16 protein-coding genes are annotated in these 20,510 nt (G+C 60.6%); 7 read left to right on the forward strand and 9 right to left on the reverse strand.

Going from position 1 to position 20,510, the window contains the following annotated elements:
• The first annotated feature begins 8 nt into the window (after nt 1–8).
• The 7 genes from ACA043_RS24285 to ACA043_RS24315 all read left to right on the forward strand — a co-directional run bounded on the left by ACA043_RS24285 (nt 9) and on the right by ACA043_RS24315 (nt 9,944).
• Nucleotides 9–1,169 carry an efflux RND transporter periplasmic adaptor subunit gene (locus ACA043_RS24285; RefSeq protein WP_497658068.1) on the forward strand — a complete coding sequence of 387 codons (1,161 nt, stop codon included), beginning with the start codon at nt 9–11 and terminating at the stop codon, nt 1,167–1,169.
• Nucleotides 1,166–4,267 carry a multidrug efflux RND transporter permease subunit gene (locus tag ACA043_RS24290; RefSeq protein WP_497658069.1) on the forward strand — a complete coding sequence of 1,034 codons (3,102 nt, stop codon included), beginning with the start codon at nt 1,166–1,168 and terminating at the stop codon, nt 4,265–4,267. The genes ACA043_RS24285 and ACA043_RS24290 overlap by 4 nt, the downstream gene beginning before the upstream one ends.
• An 8-nt stretch (nt 4,268–4,275) precedes the next feature.
• Nucleotides 4,276–4,953 (forward strand): heavy metal response regulator transcription factor, encoded by a 678-nt coding sequence (locus ACA043_RS24295; RefSeq protein WP_007916978.1) that lies wholly within the window; start codon nt 4,276–4,278, stop codon nt 4,951–4,953.
• Nucleotides 4,943–6,307 (forward strand): heavy metal sensor histidine kinase, encoded by a 1,365-nt coding sequence (locus ACA043_RS24300; protein WP_497658070.1) that lies wholly within the window; start codon nt 4,943–4,945, stop codon nt 6,305–6,307. The genes ACA043_RS24295 and ACA043_RS24300 overlap by 11 nt, the downstream gene beginning before the upstream one ends.
• A 305-nt stretch (nt 6,308–6,612) precedes the next feature.
• A complete protein-coding gene (locus ACA043_RS24305; RefSeq protein ID WP_187677991.1) occupies nt 6,613–6,834 on the forward strand; it encodes a hypothetical protein in 222 nt (73 codons plus the stop codon).
• Between the two features lie 193 nt (nt 6,835–7,027).
• Nucleotides 7,028–8,344, forward strand: a complete 1,317-nt coding sequence (locus tag ACA043_RS24310; protein WP_497658071.1) for an OprD family porin — start codon at nt 7,028–7,030, stop codon at nt 8,342–8,344.
• Between the two features lie 91 nt (nt 8,345–8,435).
• Complete coding sequence (locus ACA043_RS24315; RefSeq protein WP_497658072.1) at nt 8,436–9,944, forward strand: sensor domain-containing diguanylate cyclase; 1,509 nt, start codon at nt 8,436–8,438, stop codon at nt 9,942–9,944.
• A 100-nt stretch (nt 9,945–10,044) separates the two neighbouring features.
• On the opposite strand, the gene lpxC is transcribed toward ACA043_RS24315, so the two are convergent.
• The 9 genes from lpxC to murD all read right to left on the reverse strand — a co-directional run bounded on the left by lpxC (nt 10,045) and on the right by murD (nt 20,508).
• A complete protein-coding gene (gene lpxC, locus ACA043_RS24320; protein ID WP_007916984.1) occupies nt 10,045–10,956 on the reverse strand; it encodes a UDP-3-O-acyl-N-acetylglucosamine deacetylase in 912 nt (303 codons plus the stop codon).
• A 112-nt stretch (nt 10,957–11,068) separates the two neighbouring features.
• The gene (gene ftsZ / locus ACA043_RS24325; RefSeq protein WP_187677994.1) at nt 11,069–12,265 is read right to left on the reverse strand and encodes a cell division protein FtsZ; all 1,197 of its coding nucleotides are present in this window, start codon (nt 12,263–12,265) and stop codon (nt 11,069–11,071) included.
• A 67-nt stretch (nt 12,266–12,332) separates the two neighbouring features.
• The gene (gene ftsA / locus ACA043_RS24330; RefSeq protein ID WP_187677995.1) at nt 12,333–13,592 is read right to left on the reverse strand and encodes a cell division protein FtsA; all 1,260 of its coding nucleotides are present in this window, start codon (nt 13,590–13,592) and stop codon (nt 12,333–12,335) included.
• Nucleotides 13,593–13,607: 15 nt separating this feature from the next.
• A complete protein-coding gene (locus tag ACA043_RS24335; protein WP_187677996.1) occupies nt 13,608–14,474 on the reverse strand; it encodes a cell division protein FtsQ/DivIB in 867 nt (288 codons plus the stop codon).
• 4 nt (nt 14,475–14,478) lie between these two features.
• The gene (locus ACA043_RS24340; protein WP_401272184.1) at nt 14,479–15,438 is read right to left on the reverse strand and encodes a D-alanine--D-alanine ligase; all 960 of its coding nucleotides are present in this window, start codon (nt 15,436–15,438) and stop codon (nt 14,479–14,481) included.
• Entirely contained in the window at nt 15,435–16,895 is a 1,461-nt protein-coding gene (gene murC / locus ACA043_RS24345; protein ID WP_497658073.1) for a UDP-N-acetylmuramate--L-alanine ligase, read from the reverse strand. The genes ACA043_RS24340 and murC overlap by 4 nt, the downstream gene beginning before the upstream one ends.
• The gene (gene murG, locus ACA043_RS24350) at nt 16,888–17,958 is read right to left on the reverse strand and encodes an undecaprenyldiphospho-muramoylpentapeptide beta-N-acetylglucosaminyltransferase (protein WP_497658074.1); all 1,071 of its coding nucleotides are present in this window, start codon (nt 17,956–17,958) and stop codon (nt 16,888–16,890) included. Before murG ends, murC begins: the two co-directional genes overlap by 8 nt.
• Nucleotides 17,948–19,165, reverse strand: coding sequence for a putative lipid II flippase FtsW (gene ftsW, locus ACA043_RS24355; RefSeq protein ID WP_370872556.1), 1,218 nt, complete (start codon nt 19,163–19,165; stop codon nt 17,948–17,950). The genes murG and ftsW overlap by 11 nt, the downstream gene beginning before the upstream one ends.
• Nucleotides 19,162–20,508 carry a UDP-N-acetylmuramoyl-L-alanine--D-glutamate ligase gene (murD, locus tag ACA043_RS24360; protein ID WP_187678000.1) on the reverse strand — a complete coding sequence of 449 codons (1,347 nt, stop codon included), beginning with the start codon at nt 20,506–20,508 and terminating at the stop codon, nt 19,162–19,164. Before murD ends, ftsW begins: the two co-directional genes overlap by 4 nt.
• Nucleotides 20,509–20,510 lie beyond the last annotated feature (2 nt).

Here is a 20,510-nt window from a genome sequence, read left to right on the forward strand (position 1 = left end):
CCCAAAGCATGCGAATCCAAAAACACAAAGCCCTGCTAGCCACCCTACTGATCGCCTTGGTAGCCGCAGGCCTGTGGTACGCCCTGAAACCGGCCCCGACCAAACTCGCCACCCCAACCGCCATCCCGGTGCGAGTCATAACCGTCAGCGAAAAAGACGTCCCCCGCTACACCAGCGGCATCGGCTCAGTCCTTTCATTACACAGCGTGGTCGTACGCCCGCAGATCGACGGCACCCTCACCAAAATCCTCGTCAAAGAAGGCCAACTGGTCAAAACCGGCGACCTGCTCGCCACCATCGACGACCGCTCAATCCGCGCCAGCCTCGACCAGACCCGCGCGCAACTGGGCGAAAGCCAGGCCCAACTGCAAGTCGCCCTGGTCAACCTCAAACGCTACAAACTGCTCAGCGTCGACGACGGCGTCTCCAAACAGACCTACGACCAGCAACAAGCGTTGGTCAACCAGCTCAAAGCCACCGCCCAAGGCAACCAGGCCTCGATCGACGCCGCGCAGGTACAACTTTCCTACACGCAGATTCGCTCCCCGGTCACCGGCCGCGTCGGTATTCGTACAGTCGACGAAGGCAACTTCCTGCGCATGACTGACGCCCAGGGCCTGTTCACCGTGACCCAGATCGACCCGATCGCCGTGGAATTCTCCCTGCCCCAGCAAATGCTGCCGACCCTGCAAGGCCTGATCAACGATCCACAGCACGCGCAGGTCAAGGCCTACATCGGCGCCGACACCGACGGCGAAACCGGCAACCTGCTCGGCGAAGGTCATCTGACCCTGATCGACAACCAGATCAACGCCAACACCGGCACCATCCGCGCCAAGGCCGAATTCGACAACGCCAGCCAGAAACTCTGGCCGGGCCTGCTGGTGACGGTAAAAATTCAGACGGCTCTGGAGAAAGATGCGCTGGTCGTCCCGCCCACCGTCGTACAACGCGGCCTCGATCAACACTTCGTCTATCGCGTGAACGGCGACAAGGTCGAAGCCGTTCAGGTGCAGATGGTTTATCAGGGCAGCGGTCAGGACATTATCAAAGGCGTGAAGGCCGGTGACGTGCTGGTCACTGACGGCCAGTCGCGGCTCAAATCCGGTTCGACTGTGCAAGTGATGAGTGAGCCGCCGCAGGTGGTGCAAGCAGGGCCTAAACCATGAAGGAACACAAAGGGATTTCGACGTGGTGCATTGATCACCCGGTGGCGACGATTCTGCTGACCATCGCTTTGGTGCTGGTCGGCATTATTGCCTTCCCGCGCTTGCCGATTGCCCCACTGCCGGAAGCGGAATTTCCTACGATTCAGGTCTCCGCGCAGTTACCCGGCGCCAGCCCCGACACCATGGCCTCGTCCGTGGCCACGCCGTTGGAGGTGCAATTCAGCGCCATCCCCGGCATGACTCAGATGACCTCCAGCAGTGCCTTGGGCTCAACCCTGCTGACCCTGCAATTCAGCCTCGACAAGAGCATCGACACCGCCGCCCAGGAAGTACAAGCGGCGATCAATACCGCCGCCGGCAAATTGCCCAAGGACATGCCGACGCTGCCGACCTGGAAGAAGGTCAACCCGGCTGACAGCCCGGTGCTGATCCTCAGTATCAGCTCGACGCAAATGCCCGGCACCGAACTCAGTGACCTGGTGGAAACCCTGCTGGCCCGTCAGATCAGTCAGATCGACGGTGTAGGCCAAATCAACATCACCGGTCAGCAACGTCCGGCGATCCGGGTGCAGGCCTCGGCGGACAAACTCGCGGCCATTGGCCTGACCCTCGCCGACATTCGCCTGGCGATCCAACAAACCAGCCTCAATCTGGCCAAGGGTGCGCTATACGGCGAATCCAGTATTTCCACGCTGTCGACCAACGATCAGTTGTTTCACCCCGAGGATTACAGCCAGCTCATCGTTTCCTACAAGGATGGTGCCCCGGTTCACCTGCGTGATGTCGCCAAAGTCGTCAACGGTTCCGAAGATGCCTACGTGCAAGCCTGGGCCGGTGATCGACCGGGGGTGAACCTGGTGATCTCGCGCCAACCGGGCGCCAACATCGTCGAAACCGTCGACCGCATTCAAGCCGCGCTGCCCGGTCTGGAAGCCATGCTGCCAGCGTCGGTGCAGGTGAAAACCCTGATCGACCGCACCCAGACCATCCGCGCCTCGCTGCATGAGGTCGAGATCACGCTGCTGATCGCGATCCTGCTGGTGGTGGCGGTGATGGCGCTGTTCCTGCGCCAGTTGTCGGCGACGCTGATCGTGTCAGCGGTACTCGGTGTGTCGCTGGTCGCCAGTTTCGCGTTGATGTACATCCTCGGCTTCAGCCTCAACAACCTGACGCTGGTGGCGATCGTGGTGGCCGTGGGGTTTGTGGTCGACGATGCGATTGTGGTGGTGGAGAACATCCACCGGCATCTGGAGGCCGGCGACGACATGCGCGAGGCCGCGATAAAAGGCGCCGGCGAGATCGGCTTCACTGTGGTCTCGATCAGTTTCTCGCTGGTGGCGGCGTTTATTCCGTTGCTGTTTATGGGTGGCGTGGTCGGGCGGTTGTTCAAGGAATTCGCCCTGACGGCAACCTCGACCATCATGATTTCCGTGGTGGTTTCGCTGACGCTGGCACCCACGCTGGCAGCGTTGTTCATGCGCAAACCGGTGCACCACGCCAGCGATAAACCGGGGTTCAGCGAACGCTTGCTCGGCTGGTACGAAAAAGGCCTGCGCCGCGCCCTCGCCCATCAGAAATTGATGATCGGCGTGTTTGGCTTGTCCCTCGCTTTGGCCGTCGCCGGTTACATATTTATCCCCAAGGGGTTCTTCCCGATACAGGACACCGGTTTTGTCCTCGGCACCACCGAAGCCGCTGCGGATATTTCCTACGGCGACATGGTGAAAAAACACTTGGCCATGGCCGAAATCGTCGCCGCCGATCCGGCCGTGCAGGCGTTTTCCCACTCGGTGGGTGTGTCCGGGAGTAACCAGACCATTGCCAACGGTCGCTTCTGGATCGCCCTGAAAAAACGCGGTGACCGCGACGTCAGCGCCAGCCAGTTCATTGACCGAATTCGCCCACAACTGATGAAAGTCCCTGGCATCGTGCTTTATCTGCGCGCCGGCCAGGACATCAACCTCAGCTCCGGCCCGAGTCGTGCGCAGTATCAATACGTACTCAAGAGCAACGACGGCGCGACCCTCGCCACCTGGACCCAGCGCCTGACGGAAAAACTGCGCAGCATCCCGGCGTTTCGCGATATTTCCAACGATCTGCAACTGGGTGGCAGCATCACTCACATCAGCATCGACCGCAGCGCCGCCGCGCGTTTCGGCCTGACTGCGAGTGACGTCGATGAGGCGCTGTACGACGCCTTCGGCCAACGGCAAGTCAATGAATTCCAGACTCAGGTGAACCAGTACAACGTGATCCTGGAACTGGATACCAAGCAGCGCGGCAAGGCCGAAAGCCTCAACTATTTCTACCTGCGCTCGCCGCTGAGTGGCGAGATGGTGCCGCTGTCGGCGCTGGCCAGGTTCGACGCGCCGACCATCGGCCCGTTGTCGATTGCCCATGACGGCATGTTCCCGGCCGCCAACCTGTCGTTCAACCTCGCCCCCGGCGTGGCGTTGGGCGATGCGGTGATTCTGCTCAATCAGGCCAAGGCCGAGATCGGCATGCCGACCGCGATCAGCGGCAATTTCCAGGGTGCGGCGCAGGCATTCCAAAGTTCGCTGGCCAGTCAGCCTTGGCTGATTCTCGCGGCGTTGGTGGCGGTGTACATCATTCTCGGTGTGCTCTACGAGAGCTTCGTGCATCCGCTGACGATCATCTCGACGCTGCCGGCGGCGGGCCTGGGAGCGGTGATCATGTTGTGGATCTGCGGCCAGGACTTTTCGATCATGGCGCTGATCGGCCTGGTGTTGCTGATCGGCATCGTCAAGAAGAACGGCATCCTGATGATCGACTTCGCCCTCGAAGCCCAACGCAACCGTGGGCTGACGCCGCAGGAAGCGATTTTCGAGGCGTGCATCACGCGGTTCCGGCCGATCATCATGACCACCCTCGCCGCCCTGCTCGGCGCGCTGCCGCTGATGCTCGGCTACGGCACCGGCGCCGAACTGCGCCAGCCGTTGGGGATCGCCGTGGTGGGCGGTTTGTTGGTGAGCCAGATGCTGACGCTGTTTACCACGCCGGTCATATACTTGTGGCTTGAGCGGCTATTTCATCGGCCCAAACCCATGCCTTTACCGGCACTGGCGACCACAGACTGAGGCGGGTCATGCGCGTTCTGATTATCGAAGACGAGGAAAAAACCGCGGATTATCTGCACCGCGGTCTGACGGAACAGGGTTACACCGTGGATCTGGCCCGCGACGGCGTCGAGGGCCTGCACCTGGCGCTGGAAAGCGACTACGCGGTGATCGTCCTCGACGTCATGCTGCCGGGCCTCGACGGCTTTGGCGTGTTGCGCGCATTGCGTGCGCGCAAGCAGACCCCGGTGATCATGCTCACCGCCCGCGAACGCGTTGAAGACCGCATCAAGGGCCTGCGCGATGGCGCCGACGATTACCTCGGCAAACCGTTTTCCTTCCTTGAACTGGTCGCGCGCCTGCAAGCGCTGACACGACGCAGCGGCGGCCATGAACCGGTGCAAGTGAGCATCGCCGACCTGTGGATAGATTTGATCAGCCGCAAGGCTACCCGTGCCGGCACGCGGCTGGATCTGACGGCCAAAGAGTTTTCCTTGCTTAGTGTTCTGGCCCGCCGTCAGGGAGAGATCCTGTCGAAAACCGCGATTGCCGAGATGGTCTGGGACATCAATTTCGACAGCGACGCCAACGTCGTCGAAGTCGCGATCAAACGCCTGCGAGCCAAGCTCGACGGGCCGTTCGACGAGAAACTGCTGCACACTATCCGTGGCATGGGTTATGTGCTGGAGAGCCGCGGTGTCCAGTAATTCTATTGCCCTGCGCCTGAGCGGGATGTTCACGCTGGTGGCGTTGGTGGTGTTTCTGTTGATCGGCGGCGCGCTGTATCAGCAGGTCGACAAGGGTTTGGGCCTGTTGCCGGAAGCCGAACTGGACGCGCGTTACAGCGTGCTCGAGTCGGCCCTCAACCGTTTTGGTACGCCCGAGCATTGGGTAAAGATCAACGCCAAGCTCAAGCTGCTGAGCGAAGAAGACAAACGCATTCGTTTCTGGGTGGTGAGCGGCAATCCGGGTTATGAGTTCGGCGAGCCGAATGCCGAGATCCGCGCCTTCGCCAAAGGCCCGACGGGCATGCATGACTTGAAGTTACCCGGCCAGCCTTACCCGTTGAAGGTGCTGCTGACCGAGTTGCCGGCCAAGGATCAGCGCCCGCCCCTGCGCTTTATGATCGGCATCAATACCGAGACCTTTCATGAGACCCAGCACAACCTGCTGATCGCCTTGATCAGCTTGGCCATTGCCGGTGTGCTGATGGCCTCGGCACTGGGCTATTGGGTGGCGCGGATCGGCCTCAAACCGCTGATCAAACTGTCCCATGAGGCGCAACGCCTGGCACCGCCGCTGCGGGCCGGGCGCTTGCGTCTTTCGCCATTGCCACCAGAACTTGAGCAGTTTGTCGACTCGTTCAACTCGACGCTGGAACGGGTTGAACAGGCTTACTCGCGGCTGGAATCGTTCAACGCCGATGTGGCCCATGAGCTGCGCTCGCCGCTGACCAATCTGATTGGCCAGACGCAGGTAGCACTGACGCGCGGACGTTCGGCCGAGCACTACTTCGAAGTGCTGCAATCCAATCTCGAAGAGTTGGAGCGGCTGCGTTCGATCATCAACGATATGCTGTTTCTGGCCAGTGCCGATCAGGGCAACAAGGCCACCAAACTGACTTCGACGTCGTTGGCCGATGAGGTGGCAACGACTCTTGAATACCTGGATTTCATCCTCGAAGACGCGCAGGTTCAGGTGCAGGTCAGCGGCGATGCACAGGTGCAGATCGAGGTCGCGCATTTGCGACGGGCGTTGATCAATCTGCTGAGTAACGCAGTGCAGCACACTGAAGCGGGTCAGGTGATCGAGGTGCGCATCGAGGTCGAGGAACATCAGGTGAGTATCGGCGTGGCCAACCCCGGTTCGCCGATTGCCAGTGAGCATTTGCCACGGTTGTTCGAACGGTTTTATCGGGTGGATGCTTCGCGCAGTAACAGTGGCAATAACCATGGGTTGGGGCTGGCGATCGTCAAGGCGATTGCGCTGATGCATGGTGGGGATGTGTTTGTGAGGAGTGATCGGGGGATGAATACGTTCGGGATTTATTTGCCGGTCTGAAAAGCCCCTCACCCTAACCCTCTCCCAGAGGGAGAGGGGACTGACCGCGTTGTTCTTTCAAGGTACGCCGACCTGAAATATCCAGTCGAACCCGGATTCTGAAAAGCCCCGGATCTGCTCCCTTTCCCCCTCGCCCCCCTGGGGGAGAGGGCTGGGGTGAGGGGGTTGCTCTTGACTACACCGCGATCTTCGACTTTTACCTTCTGCGCAACAGTCATTTATGAAAATCACGCTGTTTCCCACCGCCCGGCAACCTTATCTTTGCCCGCACCAAACAGCACTTGCCAAGCAAGAAGGTTTTCAGAATGTCCAACAGTATGGGTATTGCCAGCGCTTTCGTTTTGTCCTCATTGATCCTGTCGCCCATGGCGATGGCTGAAGAATCCCAAGCGTTCGTCGCGCAAAACAGCGCACGTGCCCAGGCGTACGATCAGCATCAGGCAGAAATGATGGCCAAGGCCAAAGACGCGACGCAGGCGCCTCAAGCTGCCGCCGCCCAGGCTCAAGCGTCCGAGAAAGACAGCTGAGTCGCGCACTGCACCGTTTCCCTCGACGCGGTTGTTTGGCTCTTCCCGTTCAACCGTCGTCATTCCAGGCCGCTGCCTTTCAGCGGCCTTTTTTCGTTGTGGTCTGAAAGCTGTTTGGTGCGTCTTTTACAACAAGAAACATCTAGCGCCTCAAGACATTGAGGTGCCGTTGACCCAAGGAGCTTTACCGCACGTGCGTTACCCAGTCCGTTACACGCCGCTGTTCATTGCAATTGCCGCAACGATTGCCCCCGCCGTTCACGCCGACGAACCCGCGCCGGAAGGCTTCGTCGAAGGCTCGAGCCTCAACCTCAACGCCCGCAACTACTACATGAATCGCAACCGCCTGCAGAAGGCGGACGACAACATCGAGTGGGGCCAGGGCTTTCTCGGCATCTTCCAGTCGGGTTACACCGAAGGCACGGTCGGTTTCGGCATGGATGCCCACGCCATGCTCGGGCTGAAACTGGATGGTGGTGGCGGCACGGACGGCTCCAGCATCCTGCCGATCAGCGATGGCAACGGCAAAGCGCCGGGGTCGTTCTCGACAGCGGGCGGCACCTTGAAAATGCGTGCGTTCGACACTGAACTGAAGGCCGGAGATCTATTCCTTACCAACCCGGTGATTGCCGGCGGTGACAGCCGCATGCTGCCGCAGACGTTTCGTGGCGTCAGCCTGACCAACCACAGCTTCGATGGCTGGTTGATTGAAGGCGGCCAAGCCAGTTTCACCAAGCCTTACAACCAGAGCGGTCACACGCGCATCGGAACTTCGTATGGCACCCTGGCCGATGGTGACGATAGCCGTCACCTGAACTGGGCCGGCGTTTCCTGGAGCGGCGTTGAAGGCCTGACCAGCAGCCTGTATGCCTCAGAGCTGAAGGACATCTGGAACCAGTACTACTACGATCTGGATTACACCTGGCAAGTGAATGATCTGGTCAGCCTCAACCCGGGCCTGCACTTCTATCACACCCAAGACACCGGCGATGCGCTGCTCGGCGACATCGACAACAACACCTACAGCCTGCATTTCACCGTCGGCATCGGCAGCCACAGCGTCACTGCCGCGTATCAGCGGGTCAACGGCAATACGCCGTTCGACTACATCAGCCAGGGCGACAGCGTTTACCTCGACAACTCCCAGCAGTACTCGGACTTCAACGGCCCCAACGAGCGTTCGTGGAAGCTCAAGTACGCCTACGACTTTGCCGGTGTCGGCGTGCCGGGGCTGACGTCGGCGGTGTCCTACTCGCGCGGTACGGTTGACCTGACCAAAGTGGGCCCGGACAGCCAGGGCTACTCCAACTGGTACAGCGCCGATGGACGCAACGCCAAGCACTGGGAACGCGACATCGACCTCAAGTACGTGGTGCAAAGTGGCCAGGCCAAAGATCTGGCAGTGCGCCTGCAATGGGCCACTAACCGTGGAGGTAACGGGTACGGCGCGATTGATTCAGACACAGATGAATACCGCGTAATCATCGACTACCCGATCAACGTCTTCTAAGATCGGCGCTACAGTAAAAAGGCCAGCCTGAAGGCTGGCCTTTTTGCGTCTGCAACTACGCTTATATAACTTCCCAACCGACAACCCCATCATGATCGCGAGCCGTACCCCACCTGCTTCGGGCAAAACCGGACGCCCCGAACTGCTGCTGATTTGTGGCAGCTTGCTGACCGTGATCGCGATTATCTGCATCGTCACTTTTCTATTGATTCGTGAGCACGCCAACGCTCAGGAGTCGGCCACCCGCAGTGCCAAGACCATCGCTCAGTTGATCGATGCCGACGTGCTGCGCACCGTCGAGTTGTACGACCTGACGCTGCAAGGCCTGATCGCCGCCTCGCAGCGTGATGACTTGCGCGACGTCACGCCGCAGATCCGCCATCTGGCGTTGTTCGACCGTTCGACCACCGCCCGCTACAAAGGCGACATTCTGTTGCTCGACAAGCATGGCGATGTGGTTGCCGATTCTTCGCGCGTCGAACCCAAACCCGGCAACTTCGCCGACCGCGATTACTTCCTTGCCCATGCGTTCAACCGCGACACTGGCATGTTTATCAGCCGCCCGTTCAAGACCCGTTGCGACTGCGATGAAGCCAATCAATGGCGCATCAGCTTCAGTCGACGCATTTCCTCTGAAACCGGGGAATTCGTCGGCGTGGCCGTGGCTTCGTTGAAGCTCGATTACTTCGACCAGTTGTTCAACAGCCTCGACATTGGCCACAACAGCACGCTGAACATCATCGACAACGACGGTGTATTGCTGGCGCAGAAGCCGTACCTGCAAAGCGACTCCATCGGCAAAAGCTTCGGCAATCGGCCCAATGTGGTGCGGATCCTGCGCGACCCAACCGGCAATGGCAGTTTCAACAGCGTTTCGAGCATCGATTTCCAACAGCGGCTCTATACCTATTCGCGAGTCGGCAATTTGCCGTTGACGGTGATCGTCGCACTGTCCGGCGATGAAGTGTTCGGCACTTGGCGGCGCACGGCGTTACTGATCAGCGGCGCCACCGGCATACTGTGCCTCGGTCTGCTGTGGCTGACGTGGCTGCTGGCCCGGGAACTGCGCTTGCGCCACAGGGCCGAGCGCGAGCTGGCGCAACTGGCGGCCACCGATGCGCTGACCGGGGTAGCCAACCGGCGGATGCTCGATCAGGCGCTGCGCCACGAGTGGTTCCGCGCCCAACGTTCGGGCAAGCCGCTGTCGGTGATGATGATCGATGCCGACCACTTCAAGGCTTTCAATGACCTCCATGGGCATCAGGCCGGCGATCAGGCGTTGCGCGAGTTGGCCAAGGTGATCACGGCGAGTGTGCGACGACCGGCGGATCTGGTGGCGCGCTATGGCGGCGAAGAGTTTTCGGTGATTCTGGCCGAGACCGACAGCGCGGGCGCGCAGCAGATTGCCGAGCATATTCGTCAGGCGGTGGAGCAATTGCCGTTGCGCAACGGAGCGCAGGTGCCGATGACGGTGAGTATCGGTATTTGTGTCTGGACAGCGGCCAGTGAGATGACGCTGGAGCAGTTGTTGTTTGCGGCGGACAAGGCGTTGTATCAGGCCAAGGAAGGTGGCCGCAATCGGGTGGTGGTTGCTTCCTGAAAGTTCTGCAGCGAAGGCGCCAAGTCAGCAATACAAAAACAACAGGCATAAAAAAAGGCCATCCGAGGATGGCCTTCAAAAAACTAGAGAGGTTTTTTACTTACACGGCCGCAACAGGGCGCATGTAAGAGATTGGTGCGGTGCTGGCGTCTTCGAACGTCACCACTTCCCAAGCGTCTGTCTGCTCAATCAACTTGCGCAGCAGCTGGTTGTTCAGTGCATGACCGGACTTGAAGCCTTTGAACTCACCAATCAGGCTATTGCCCAGCAGGTACAGATCGCCAATGGCATCGAGGATCTTGTGCTTCACGAATTCGTCTTCATAGCGAAGGCCGTCTTCGTTCAGTACGCCATCGGCATCGACCACGATTGCGTTTTCAACGCTGCCGCCGAGTGCGAGGTTGTGCTTGCGCAGGTACTCGATGTCACTCATGAAACCGAAAGTACGGGCGCGGCTGACTTCTTTTACGAACGAAGTGCTGGAAAAATCCACGCTTGCACTTTGGGTGCGGTCCCGGAATACCGGGTGATCGAAATCGATCTCGAAGCTCACCTTGAACCCTTCGAAAGGGACGAAAGTGGCGCGCTTGTCGCCGTCTTCCACTGTCACTTCACGCAGGATGCGGATGAATTTCTTGGCGGCGTCCTGTTCTTCCAGGCCAGCCGATTGAATCAGGAATACGAAGGGTCCAGCGCTGCCATCCATGATCGGGACTTCGGACGCGGAGAGCTCGACGTAGGCGTTATCGATGCCCAGGCCAGCCATGGCCGAGAGCAAGTGCTCTACCGTGTCCACTTTGACGTCGCCGTTGATCAGCGTCGTCGACATAGTGGTTTCACCGACGTTTTCCGCGCGGGCAGGAATCTGCACCACAGGGTCGAGGTCAGCGCGACAAAACACAATGCCAGTGTCGACAGGCGCAGGCTTGAGGGTCAGATAGACCTTCTCACCGGAGTGCAGGCCTACACCTGTGGCACGGATAATATTTTTCAGTGTGCGTTGTTTAATCATGGCTTGGGCCGCTTCAGCGCAAATTGCGAACTGGTATCAACAAAGGCTGGCGATAATAGCAGACCGAGCCTTTGCTGAACACCAATCACCTTCATAGCCCTGATACATTCCATCAATCGGCCTGACGACGCAGGAATGCCGGGATGTCCAGGTAGTCCAGATCATCTTGCGGATTCATCTTCGCGGCAGCCGCAGCACCGGCCTGAGCCTGGTTGCGCATGACGGTAGGACGGTCCAGATCACGGTAGTTCACCGCCGGCGCTTCCTGACGGGACGGAGCCGGTTGTTGCACCTGAGAGGCAGCCATCGAAGTGTGAACGGTGTTGTCGATAACCTTCACAGGCTTCTCGATTTTCGCGCCCAGACCGGTGGCAACCACAGTCACGTGCAGTTCGTCGCGCATGTCCGGATCGATAACGGTACCGACCTTGACCATGGCGTGCTCGGAAGCGAAGGCTTCGATGATGCTACCCACGTCGGAGTACTCACCCAGGGACAGGTCAGGACCGGCGGTGATGTTCACCAGGATGCCGCGTGCGCCTTGCAGGTTCACGTCTTCCAGCAGCGGGTTACGAATGGCAGCTTCGGTGGCTTCACGTGCACGGTTCGGACCGCTGGCGCAGCCAGTGCCCATCATCGCCATGCCCATTTCGCTCATCACGGTACGTACGTCGGCGAAGTCGACGTTGATCATGCCCGGACGCTTGATGATGTCGGAGATACCGCGAACGGCACCGGCCAGTACATCGTCAGCCTTGGCGAAAGCCGACAAGAGGCTGGCGTCTTTACCGAGGATGGTCAGCAGCTTCTCGTTAGGAATGGTGATCAACGAGTCGACGCTTTCGGACAGCATGCGGATGCCTTCGTCGGCGATCTGCATACGCTTGCGGCCTTCGAACGGGAACGGACGGGTCACGACCGCAACGGTCAGGATGCCCATTTCCTTGGCCACTTCGGCGATGATCGGTGCAGCACCGGTACCGGTACCGCCGCCCATGCCAGTGGTGATGAACACCATGTTGGTGCCCTGCAGGACTTCGGCAATGCGCTCACGGTCTTCGAGAGCGGCCTGACGACCTACTTCAGGGTTGGCGCCAGCGCCGAGACCTTTGGTCACGCCGGTGCCCAGTTGCAGGATGGTACGCGCGCCGATGTTTTTCAGCGCTTGAGCATCAGTGTTGGCGCAGATGAATTCGACGCCTTCGATGTTGCTCTTGACCATGTGATTGACAGCGTTGCCGCCGCCACCGCCAACACCGATAACTTTGATTACCGGGCTTGCGGGGATGTTGTCTACGAGTTCGAACATTTTCCCTCTCCTTACATTCTCTAGTTTTTTCGCCTACTGCGTTTTGTTGCGGTGTTGCCGTAAAGCTTTAGAAGTTGCCTTGAACCCACTTCTTCAATCGGTCCAGCAGCGGCGCCTGTGGCTCGTCGCTGCTGTAGCTGTCGCGGCTGCCGATGCCGGAGAACGAAACTCCGTCGGACTGCTTTTGCAGGCCATACATCAACAAGCCAACGCCAGTGGAATAAATCGGGTTGCGCACCACGTCATCCAGGCCTTTCACGCCATGCGGAACACCGAGGCGTACCGGCATGTGGAAGATTTCTTCGGCGAGTTCTGTGGCGCCTTCCATCTTCGACGTACCGCCGGTCAGGACGATGCCGGCCGGGATCAGGTCTTCGTAGCCGCTGCGACGCAGTTCAGCCTGGATCAGGGTGAACAGTTCGTCGTAACGCGGCTCGACCACTTCGGCCAGAGCCTGACGCGACAGTTCGCGCGGTGGACGATCGCCAACGCTCGGCACCTTGATGGTTTCGCCGGCACCGGCCAGTTTGGCCAGGGCGCAGGCGTAACGGATTTTGATCTCTTCGGCGTACTGGGTCGGAGTGCGCAACGCCATGGCGATGTCGTTGGTCACTTGATCACCGGCAATCGGGATCACCGCGGTGTGGCGGATCGCGCCTTCGGTGAAGATCGCGATGTCGGTGGTGCCGCCGCCGATGTCGACCAGGCACACGCCCAGTTCTTTCTCGTCGTCGGTCAGGACCGAGTAGGCAGAAGCCAGTTGTTCAAGAATGATGTCGTCGATTTCCAGGCCACAGCGACGCACGCATTTTTCAATGTTCTGTGCGGCGTTGACGGCGCAGGTGACGACGTGAACCTTGGCTTCCAGACGTACGCCGGACATGCCCAGAGGTTCGCGAACGCCTTCCTGGTTATCGATCACGTAATCCTGCGGCAGGGTGTGCAGCACGCGCTGGTCAGCCGGGATCGCCACTGCCTGGGCAGCGTCGAGAACACGCTCAAGGTCAGCCGAGCTGACTTCGCGATCACGAATCGCGACGATGCCGTGGGAGTTCAGGCTGCGGATGTGATTACCCGCCACGCCGACGAACGCCGAGTGAATGCGGCAGCCCGCCATCAGTTGGGCTTCTTCGATCGCGCGCTGGATCGATTGCACGGTGGACTCGATATTCACCACCACGCCTTTTTTCAGGCCGCGGGACGGATGTGTACCGATACCGACGATTTCCAGCGTGCCGTCGTCCGAGACCTCGCCTACCAGCGCCACCACCTTGGAGGTGCCGATATCCAGACCGACGATCATTTTGCCGCTTTGCACGTTTGCCATGGGTCCTGCCTCTTCTTAATTCTTTGCGACAGCGGGTTGGGCTGTCGTCGGCGCTACTGGTTCCCGCCAGCCAACAGCGAGGCCGTTGGCGTAGCGCAGATCGATGCGCGCAATGTTCGTAATCTGTTCTTTGAGCGTCTTGTCGTAGATGGCGATGAAACGGCGCATCTTTTCCACCAGGTTGCCGCGTCCCAGCAGCAACTCGATGCCGGGGCCGGAACTGCCGGCACCGGTGGTCAGGAACCAGCTCCCGCGTTCACGCAATTCCAGGCGTGCAATCGAGAAGCCCAGCGGGCGCAACATCTGGCTCAGCACCTGGTACTGCTGCATCACTTGCTGCTGGGCCCGTTGGGGGCCGAACAGCTGTGGCAGGTGTTCGTAGTTCGCCAGTTCCCTGGGCGTAAACGCCTGGCCCTGGTTGTTCAGCAAAGACTCGTCACCCCAACGCGCCACCGGCAGTTGCTCTTCGAGGCGAATCACCACTTGATCCGGCCAGACCCGACGCACTTCGGCGTGGGCGATCCAGGGCATTTGCTCAAGTTCCTTGCGCATGCTCGCCAGATCGATGGTGAAGAAGCTCGCCGCCACAAAAGGCGCGATTCGCTGCTGCACCGCTTGCTGGCTGATGTAGCTCAGGTCGCCCTGCACGGCGATCTTGGTGATCGGCCGGTCGGCGTACGGCAGCAAACGCTGCGCGCCTTCGTAAGTACCGAACCCGAGCGCGACCAGCAGCACCGGCCAGAACAGGCTTTTCAGAAAACCGAAATTGGCTTTCGGCAGGCGCGCGGACATCGGCTCTTTGGCCACCATTCGGCTGGCACCCCGCGGCACCGGCTTGCGGCCGGGTGCGGGTGGCTGATGTCTGAGCTGAGCGCCTTGCATCGTCTTAACCTCTAGCGTCTTCAACACTGGCGGCCAGAATGGCCAGAACCAGTTGCTGGAAATCCAGACCGGCGGCACGGGCCGCCATCGGCACCAGACTGTGATCGGTCATGCCCGGTGCGGTGTTCACTTCCAGGAACCAGAACTGCCCGTCGGCGTCCTGCATCACGTCCGCCCTGCCCCAACCGGCGATACCCAGCGCCTCACAGGCCTTGGCCGTGAGATCCATGAGTTCCTGTTCCTTGGCGGCATCCAGCCCGCACGGAATGCGGTACTGGGTATCGTTGGCGATGTACTTGGCGTCGTAGTCGTAGAACGTGTGCGGTGTACCCAGGGCGATTGGAGGCAACACCTGGTCACGCAGGGTGGCGATGGTGAACTCCGGACCTTGAATCCATTGCTCAACCAAGACTTGCGAATCGTAGGTACTGGCCGCTTTCCATGCGTCGATCAACTCGGACGCAGAACTCACTTTGGCCATCCCGATACTTGAACCTTCATGCGCCGGTTTGACGATCAAAGGGAAGCCCAGTTCCGTCGCTGCCGAAATACAATCGGCTTCGCTGCACAGCACGGCGTGACGCGGCGTCGGAATCCCGAGGCTGTGCCAGACCTGCTTGGTGCGCAGTTTGTCCATTGCCAGTGCCGAAGCGAGGATGCCGCTGCCGGTGTACGGGATGCCCGCGCATTCGAGCAGGCCCTGCATGGAGCCGTCTTCGCCGCCGCGACCGTGGAGAATGATGAAGGCGCGGTCGATTTTCTCGCTGAGCAGACGCTGCAGAAAGTCTGCGCCGACGTCGATGCCGAACGCGTCCACGCCAGCGCTTTGCAGCGCCTCGAGCACGGCGTTACCGGATTTCAACGAAACCTCACGCTCGGCACTCAGGCCACCGAAAAGCACGGCGACACGGCCGAAGTCTTTCGGCGCGATGGTGGAGGACAGATTGGCGTAGGCAGCAGTCATTTCAACTTCCCCTCGACCGACGCCGCCACGGCGCCAGCGAACAACTCACTTTTCAACAGTTTCGGTGCGAGACCGCCGATATCACCGGCGCCCTGGCACAGCAGAATGTCGCCGGCACGCAGCAGCGGCTTGACCAGCGGCGCCAGATCGACGCCACGCTCGATGTAGATCGGGTCGAGCTGACCGCGCTGACGGATGCTGTTGCACAGCTTGCGGCTGTCGGCGCCCGGGATCGGTTCTTCGCCGGCCGGGTAGATTTCCATCAGCAGCAGCACGTTGGCGTCGGCCAGTACATTGACGAAATCGTCGTACAGGTCGCGAGTGCGGCTATAACGGTGCGGCTGGTAAACCATCACCAGACGGCGCTCCGGCCAGCCACCGCGCACGGCTTTGATCACGGCAGCGACTTCGGTCGGGTGGTGACCGTAGTCGTCGACCAGCATCACGTGGCCGCCGTCCACCGGCAGTTCGCCGTAGACCTGGAAGCGTCGACCGACACCCTGGAACCCGGACAGGCCCTGAACGATGGCCTCATCACTGACGCCTTCGTCGGTGGCGATGCAGATGGTCGCCAGAGAGTTGAGCACGTTGTGGTTGCCGGGCATGTTCACCGACACTTCCAGCGGCTCGCGTTCAGGACGCAGCACAGTGAAGAACGTCTGCATGCCTTGCTGGCGCACATTGATTGCGCGCACGTCGGCGTCTTCGCTGAAGCCGTAAGTCACGGTCGGACGTTTGACCAGCGGCAGGATTTCGCGCACCACTGGATCGTCCAGGCACATCACCGCCAAACCGTAGAACGGCAGGTTGTGCAGGAACTCGACGAAGGTTTTCTTCAGTTTGTTGAAGTCACCGTCGTAGGTCGCCATGTGGTCAGCGTCGATGTTGGTCACTACTGAAACCAGCGGTTGCAGATGCAGGAAGCTCGCGTCGCTTTCGTCGGCTTCGGCGATCAGGTAACGGCTGGTGCCGAGCTGGGCATTGGTGCCCGCGGCATTCAGACGACCACCGATGACGAACGTCGGATCGAGGCCACCGGCAGCGAACACCGAAGCGATCAGGCTGGTAGTGGTGGTTTTGCCGTGGGTACCGGCGACGGCGATGCCGTGGCGATAACGCATCAGCTCGGCCAGCATTTCGGCACGCGGCACCACCGGGATGCGGCGCTCCAGCGCGGTCGCGACTTCCGGGTTGGACGTGTTGACGGCGCTCGACACCACCAACACATCGGCAGCAGCGGCGTTCTCGGCGCGGTGGCCGATATAGATTTTCGCGCCGAACGATTCCAGACGCTCGGTCACCGGCGATGCTTTCAGGTCGGAACCGGACACTTCATAGCCCAGGTTCAACAACACTTCGGCAATGCCGCACATGCCCACGCCGCCGATGCCGACGAAGTGGATGCGACGGATGCGGCGCATTTCCGGTTGCGGCATGGCTTTCTGATTCTCAACCATGGGCCACCTCCAGACAGGTATCGACCACGCTACGGGTGGCATCGGGTTTCGCCAGACGGCGGGCCGCTTGGGCCATTTCTTCGAGTCGTTGCGGTTGCATCAAGACCTCTGTCAGGCGCGCGGCAAGGTCCGCGGCACCAGTCGTTCTTTGCGGCATCAGGAAGGCAGCGCCTTCACGGGCCAAATAATCGGCGTTGCGGGTCTGGTGATCGTCGATCGCGTGGGGCAAAGGCACCAGCATCGAGGGCAGACCGGCGGCAGCCAGCTCACTGATGGTCAACGCGCCTGCGCGGCACACCACCAGGTCAGCCCAGCCATAGGCCTGGGCCATGTCTTTGATGAACGGCTGCACCTGCGCGTCCACGCCGGCGGCGCGGTAGCGCTCTGCAGTCACTTCATCGTGGTTTTTGCCGGCCTGATGAAACACCTCTGGACGCAAATCGGCAGCGACTTGGGCCAGGGCTTCAGGCAGCAACTTGTTCAACGGTTCTGCGCCCAGGCTTCCGCCAAGGATCAGCAAACGCGCTTTGCGACCGGCCAGAGCAGGTCGCGATGTGTCGAGGAACAGCTCGCTGCGCACCGGGTTTCCGGTGGTACGGCGGCTGTCCGACAGAGTAAAGGTGTCGGGGAACGCTTCACACACCCGGGCGGCGAACGGCACCAGCAACCGATTGGCGGTGCCGGCGACAGCGTTCTGCTCGTGAACAATCACCGGCACACCGGCCAGTTTCGCGGCGAGGCCACCGGGGCCAGTCACATAACCACCGAAGCCAACCACACACACCGGACGCAGCTTGCGAATGATCGCACGCGCCTGCCACACCGATTTGAGCAGCATGAACGGCGCCTTGAGCAGCGACAGCTTGCCCTTGCCGCGCAACCCGCTGGCGTTGATGCGATGCAGTTCCAGCCCAGCGGCCGGGACCAGTTCGTTCTCGATCCCGCGTGGCGTGCCGAGCCAGTGCACGGTGTAGCCGCGCGCCTGAAACTCGCGGGCACAGGCCAGCGCCGGGAACACGTGGCCGCCGGTTCCGCCGGCCATGATCAATACGTTAGCGCCCATGATTCGGCTCCTCGGCGAAGTCGCTCTCATGGAATTCCATCTCTTCGCTGCCCAGGTGGGTTCGACTCTCCCACTCGATCCTCAGCAACAAGCCGAGACAGGCACAGCAAATCACCAACGAACTGCCGCCGTAACTGAGGAACGGCAAGGTCAGACCTTTGGTTGGCAGCAGGCCGACGTTCACACCGATGTTGATCAGGAACTGACCGATCCACAGGAACGACAAGCCGTAAGCCACATAAGCGGCAAAAAACTGTTTGGCTTTCTCGGCCCACAAGCCGATGTACATGCCGCGAATACACACGAACACGAACAGCGCCACGGTGCACAGCGAACCGACTGCGCCGAGCTCTTCGGCCAGCACCGAGAACACGAAGTCGGTGTGTGCTTCCGGCAGGTAGAACTGCTTCTGCACGCTGTTGCCCAGACCCACGCCCAGCCACTCACCGCGACCGAACGCGATCAAGGCTTGCGACAACTGGTAACCGGCACCGAACTGGTCGGCCCACGGGTCGGCGAAGTTGGTCAGACGCGCCATCCGGTACGGCTGCATTTGAATCAGCAAGACCACGGCCCCGACCGCCAGCACCACCATCAGCGAGAAGCGGAACAAGCCGACCCCGCCGAGGAACAGCATCGCCGCCGCAGCGCCCATCATGACGACGGTGGCACCGAAGTCCGGCTCCATCAGCAACAGGCCGGCCATCGGCAGCAGCACGATGAATGGCTTGAAGAAGCCCATCCAGCTTTCGCGCACTTCTTTCTGGCGCCGCACCAGGTAACCGGCGAGGTAGATCACCACGAACACTTTGGCGATTTCGGATGGCTGAACGTTGAAGAAGCTGAAACCGATCCAGCGCATCGAACCGTTCACCTCTCGGCCAATGCCCGGGATGATCACCATCACCAGCAAGCCAAAGGCACCCAGCAGCATCAACCAGCCGAGGCGCTGCCAGGTGGCGATCGGAATCATCATGGTAACGATGCACGCGCCCAGCCCCAGCACCACATAAATAAGGTGACGGATCATGTAATACAGCGGACTGCCCGACTGCGCCGCCGCGACTTCGGTCGATGCCGAGGCGATCATGATCAGGCCCAGCCCCAACAACGCCAGGCAACCGGCAAGCATCGGGAAGTCGAGGTCGATCCCGCGTCCGGTGATGATCGGCGACGGATACGGCTTGATGATGTTGAGCAGGCTCATGCCAGTTCCTCCACGGCGCGGACGAACTGGTGGCCACGGTCTTCGTAATTCTTGAACATGTCGAAACTGGCGCAGGCCGGCGACAGCAGCACCACGTCGCCCGCTTGCGCGGCGGCGCGACATTGCTCAACGGCTTCAACCAGCGAGGTGGCGCGAATCAGTGGCACGGCATCGCCGATGGCGTCACCGATCTTGTCCGAGTCGCGGCCCATCAGGATCACGGCGCGGCAGTTGGCCGCCACCGGATCACGCAGATCATTGAACTCGGCGCCCTTGCCGTCACCGCCGGCGATCAGAATGACCTTGCCGTCGATGTCCGCACCCAGGCCTTCGATGGCCGCCAGTGCGGCGCCAACGTTGGTGGCTTTGGAGTCGTTGTAATAAGCGACGCCGTCCAGATCACGCACCCACTGGCAGCGATGTTCGAGGCCGGCGAACGTGCGCAGGGCCGAAAGCATGGCGTCGAATGGCAGACCGACCGCATGGCCGAGCGCCAGCGCCGCCAAGGCGTTGGACTGGTTGTGGGCGCCACGAATTTTCAATTCGCGCACCGGCATCAGGTTCTGGAATTCGAAGGCCAGATACTTCTCGCCGTCTTCTTCACGGATACCGAATGCCTTGAAATCAGGTTTGCTCAGGCCGAAGGTCCAGCACGGCTGGCCCTCACCCATCAGCGGACGGGTCAGCGCGTCCTGACGGTTGACCACGAACTGCTTCGCGCCACGGAAGATCCGGTGCTTGGCCAGGTGATAGGCCGGCAGACCGCTGTAGCGATCCATGTGATCTTCGCTGATGTTCAGAACGGTAGCCACTTCGGCGTTGAGCTGGTCGGTGGTTTCCAGCTGGAAACTCGACAGCTCCATCACGTACAGCTCGACATCGTCACTGAGCAGATCCAGCGCCGGCGTACCGAGGTTGCCGCCCACCGCCACGCGCTTGCCGGCCGCAGCCGCCATCTCGCCAACCAGCGTGGTGACGGTGCTTTTCGCGTTGGAACCGCTGATGGCCACGATCGGCGCCTGCGCGTTACGCGCGAACAGCTCGATGTCACCGGACAGTTTCACGCCACGGGCCGCGGCGGCTTGCAGGGCCGGGGTCGCCAGCGCCAGACCGGGGCTCACGTAGAGCTCGTCGGCACGGCACAGGAATTCGACGTCCAGCTCGCCACAACGCACTTCCACGTGCGGATAGTCACGCTTGAGCGTGGCCAGTTCCGGTGGATTTTCCCGCGTGTCAGCCACAGCAAACGACGTGCCCCGGTTCGCCAGGAAGCGAACCAGGGACATGCCGCTCTTGCCGAGGCCGACAACGATGCGGAAGTGGTCAGAAGCGATCAGAGACACTC

This window comes from Pseudomonas sp. LBUM1648 (genome assembly GCF_059716145.1).

Excerpts from the sequence above, each read along its gene's own strand:
- ACA043_RS24285 (WP_497658068.1), top strand. The coding sequence starts at position 9 with ATGCGAATCCAAAAACACAAAGCCCTGCTAGCCACCCTACTGATCGCC.
- ACA043_RS24290 (WP_497658069.1), top strand. The coding sequence starts at position 1,166 with ATGAAGGAACACAAAGGGATTTCGACGTGGTGCATTGATCACCCGGTG.
- ACA043_RS24295 (WP_007916978.1), top strand. The coding sequence starts at position 4,276 with ATGCGCGTTCTGATTATCGAAGACGAGGAAAAAACCGCGGATTATCTG.
- ACA043_RS24305 (WP_187677991.1), top strand. The coding sequence starts at position 6,613 with ATGTCCAACAGTATGGGTATTGCCAGCGCTTTCGTTTTGTCCTCATTG.
- ACA043_RS24315 (WP_497658072.1), top strand. The coding sequence starts at position 8,436 with ATGATCGCGAGCCGTACCCCACCTGCTTCGGGCAAAACCGGACGCCCC.
- lpxC (WP_007916984.1), bottom strand. The coding sequence starts at position 10,956 with ATGATTAAACAACGCACACTGAAAAATATTATCCGTGCCACAGGTGTA.
- ftsZ (WP_187677994.1), bottom strand. The coding sequence starts at position 12,265 with ATGTTCGAACTCGTAGACAACATCCCCGCAAGCCCGGTAATCAAAGTT.
- ftsA (WP_187677995.1), bottom strand. The coding sequence starts at position 13,592 with ATGGCAAACGTGCAAAGCGGCAAAATGATCGTCGGTCTGGATATCGGC.
- ACA043_RS24335 (WP_187677996.1), bottom strand. The coding sequence starts at position 14,474 with ATGCAAGGCGCTCAGCTCAGACATCAGCCACCCGCACCCGGCCGCAAG.
- ACA043_RS24340 (WP_401272184.1), bottom strand. The coding sequence starts at position 15,438 with ATGACTGCTGCCTACGCCAATCTGTCCTCCACCATCGCGCCGAAAGAC.
- murC (WP_497658073.1), bottom strand. The coding sequence starts at position 16,895 with ATGGTTGAGAATCAGAAAGCCATGCCGCAACCGGAAATGCGCCGCATC.
- murG (WP_497658074.1), bottom strand. The coding sequence starts at position 17,958 with ATGGGCGCTAACGTATTGATCATGGCCGGCGGAACCGGCGGCCACGTG.
- ftsW (WP_370872556.1), bottom strand. The coding sequence starts at position 19,165 with ATGAGCCTGCTCAACATCATCAAGCCGTATCCGTCGCCGATCATCACC.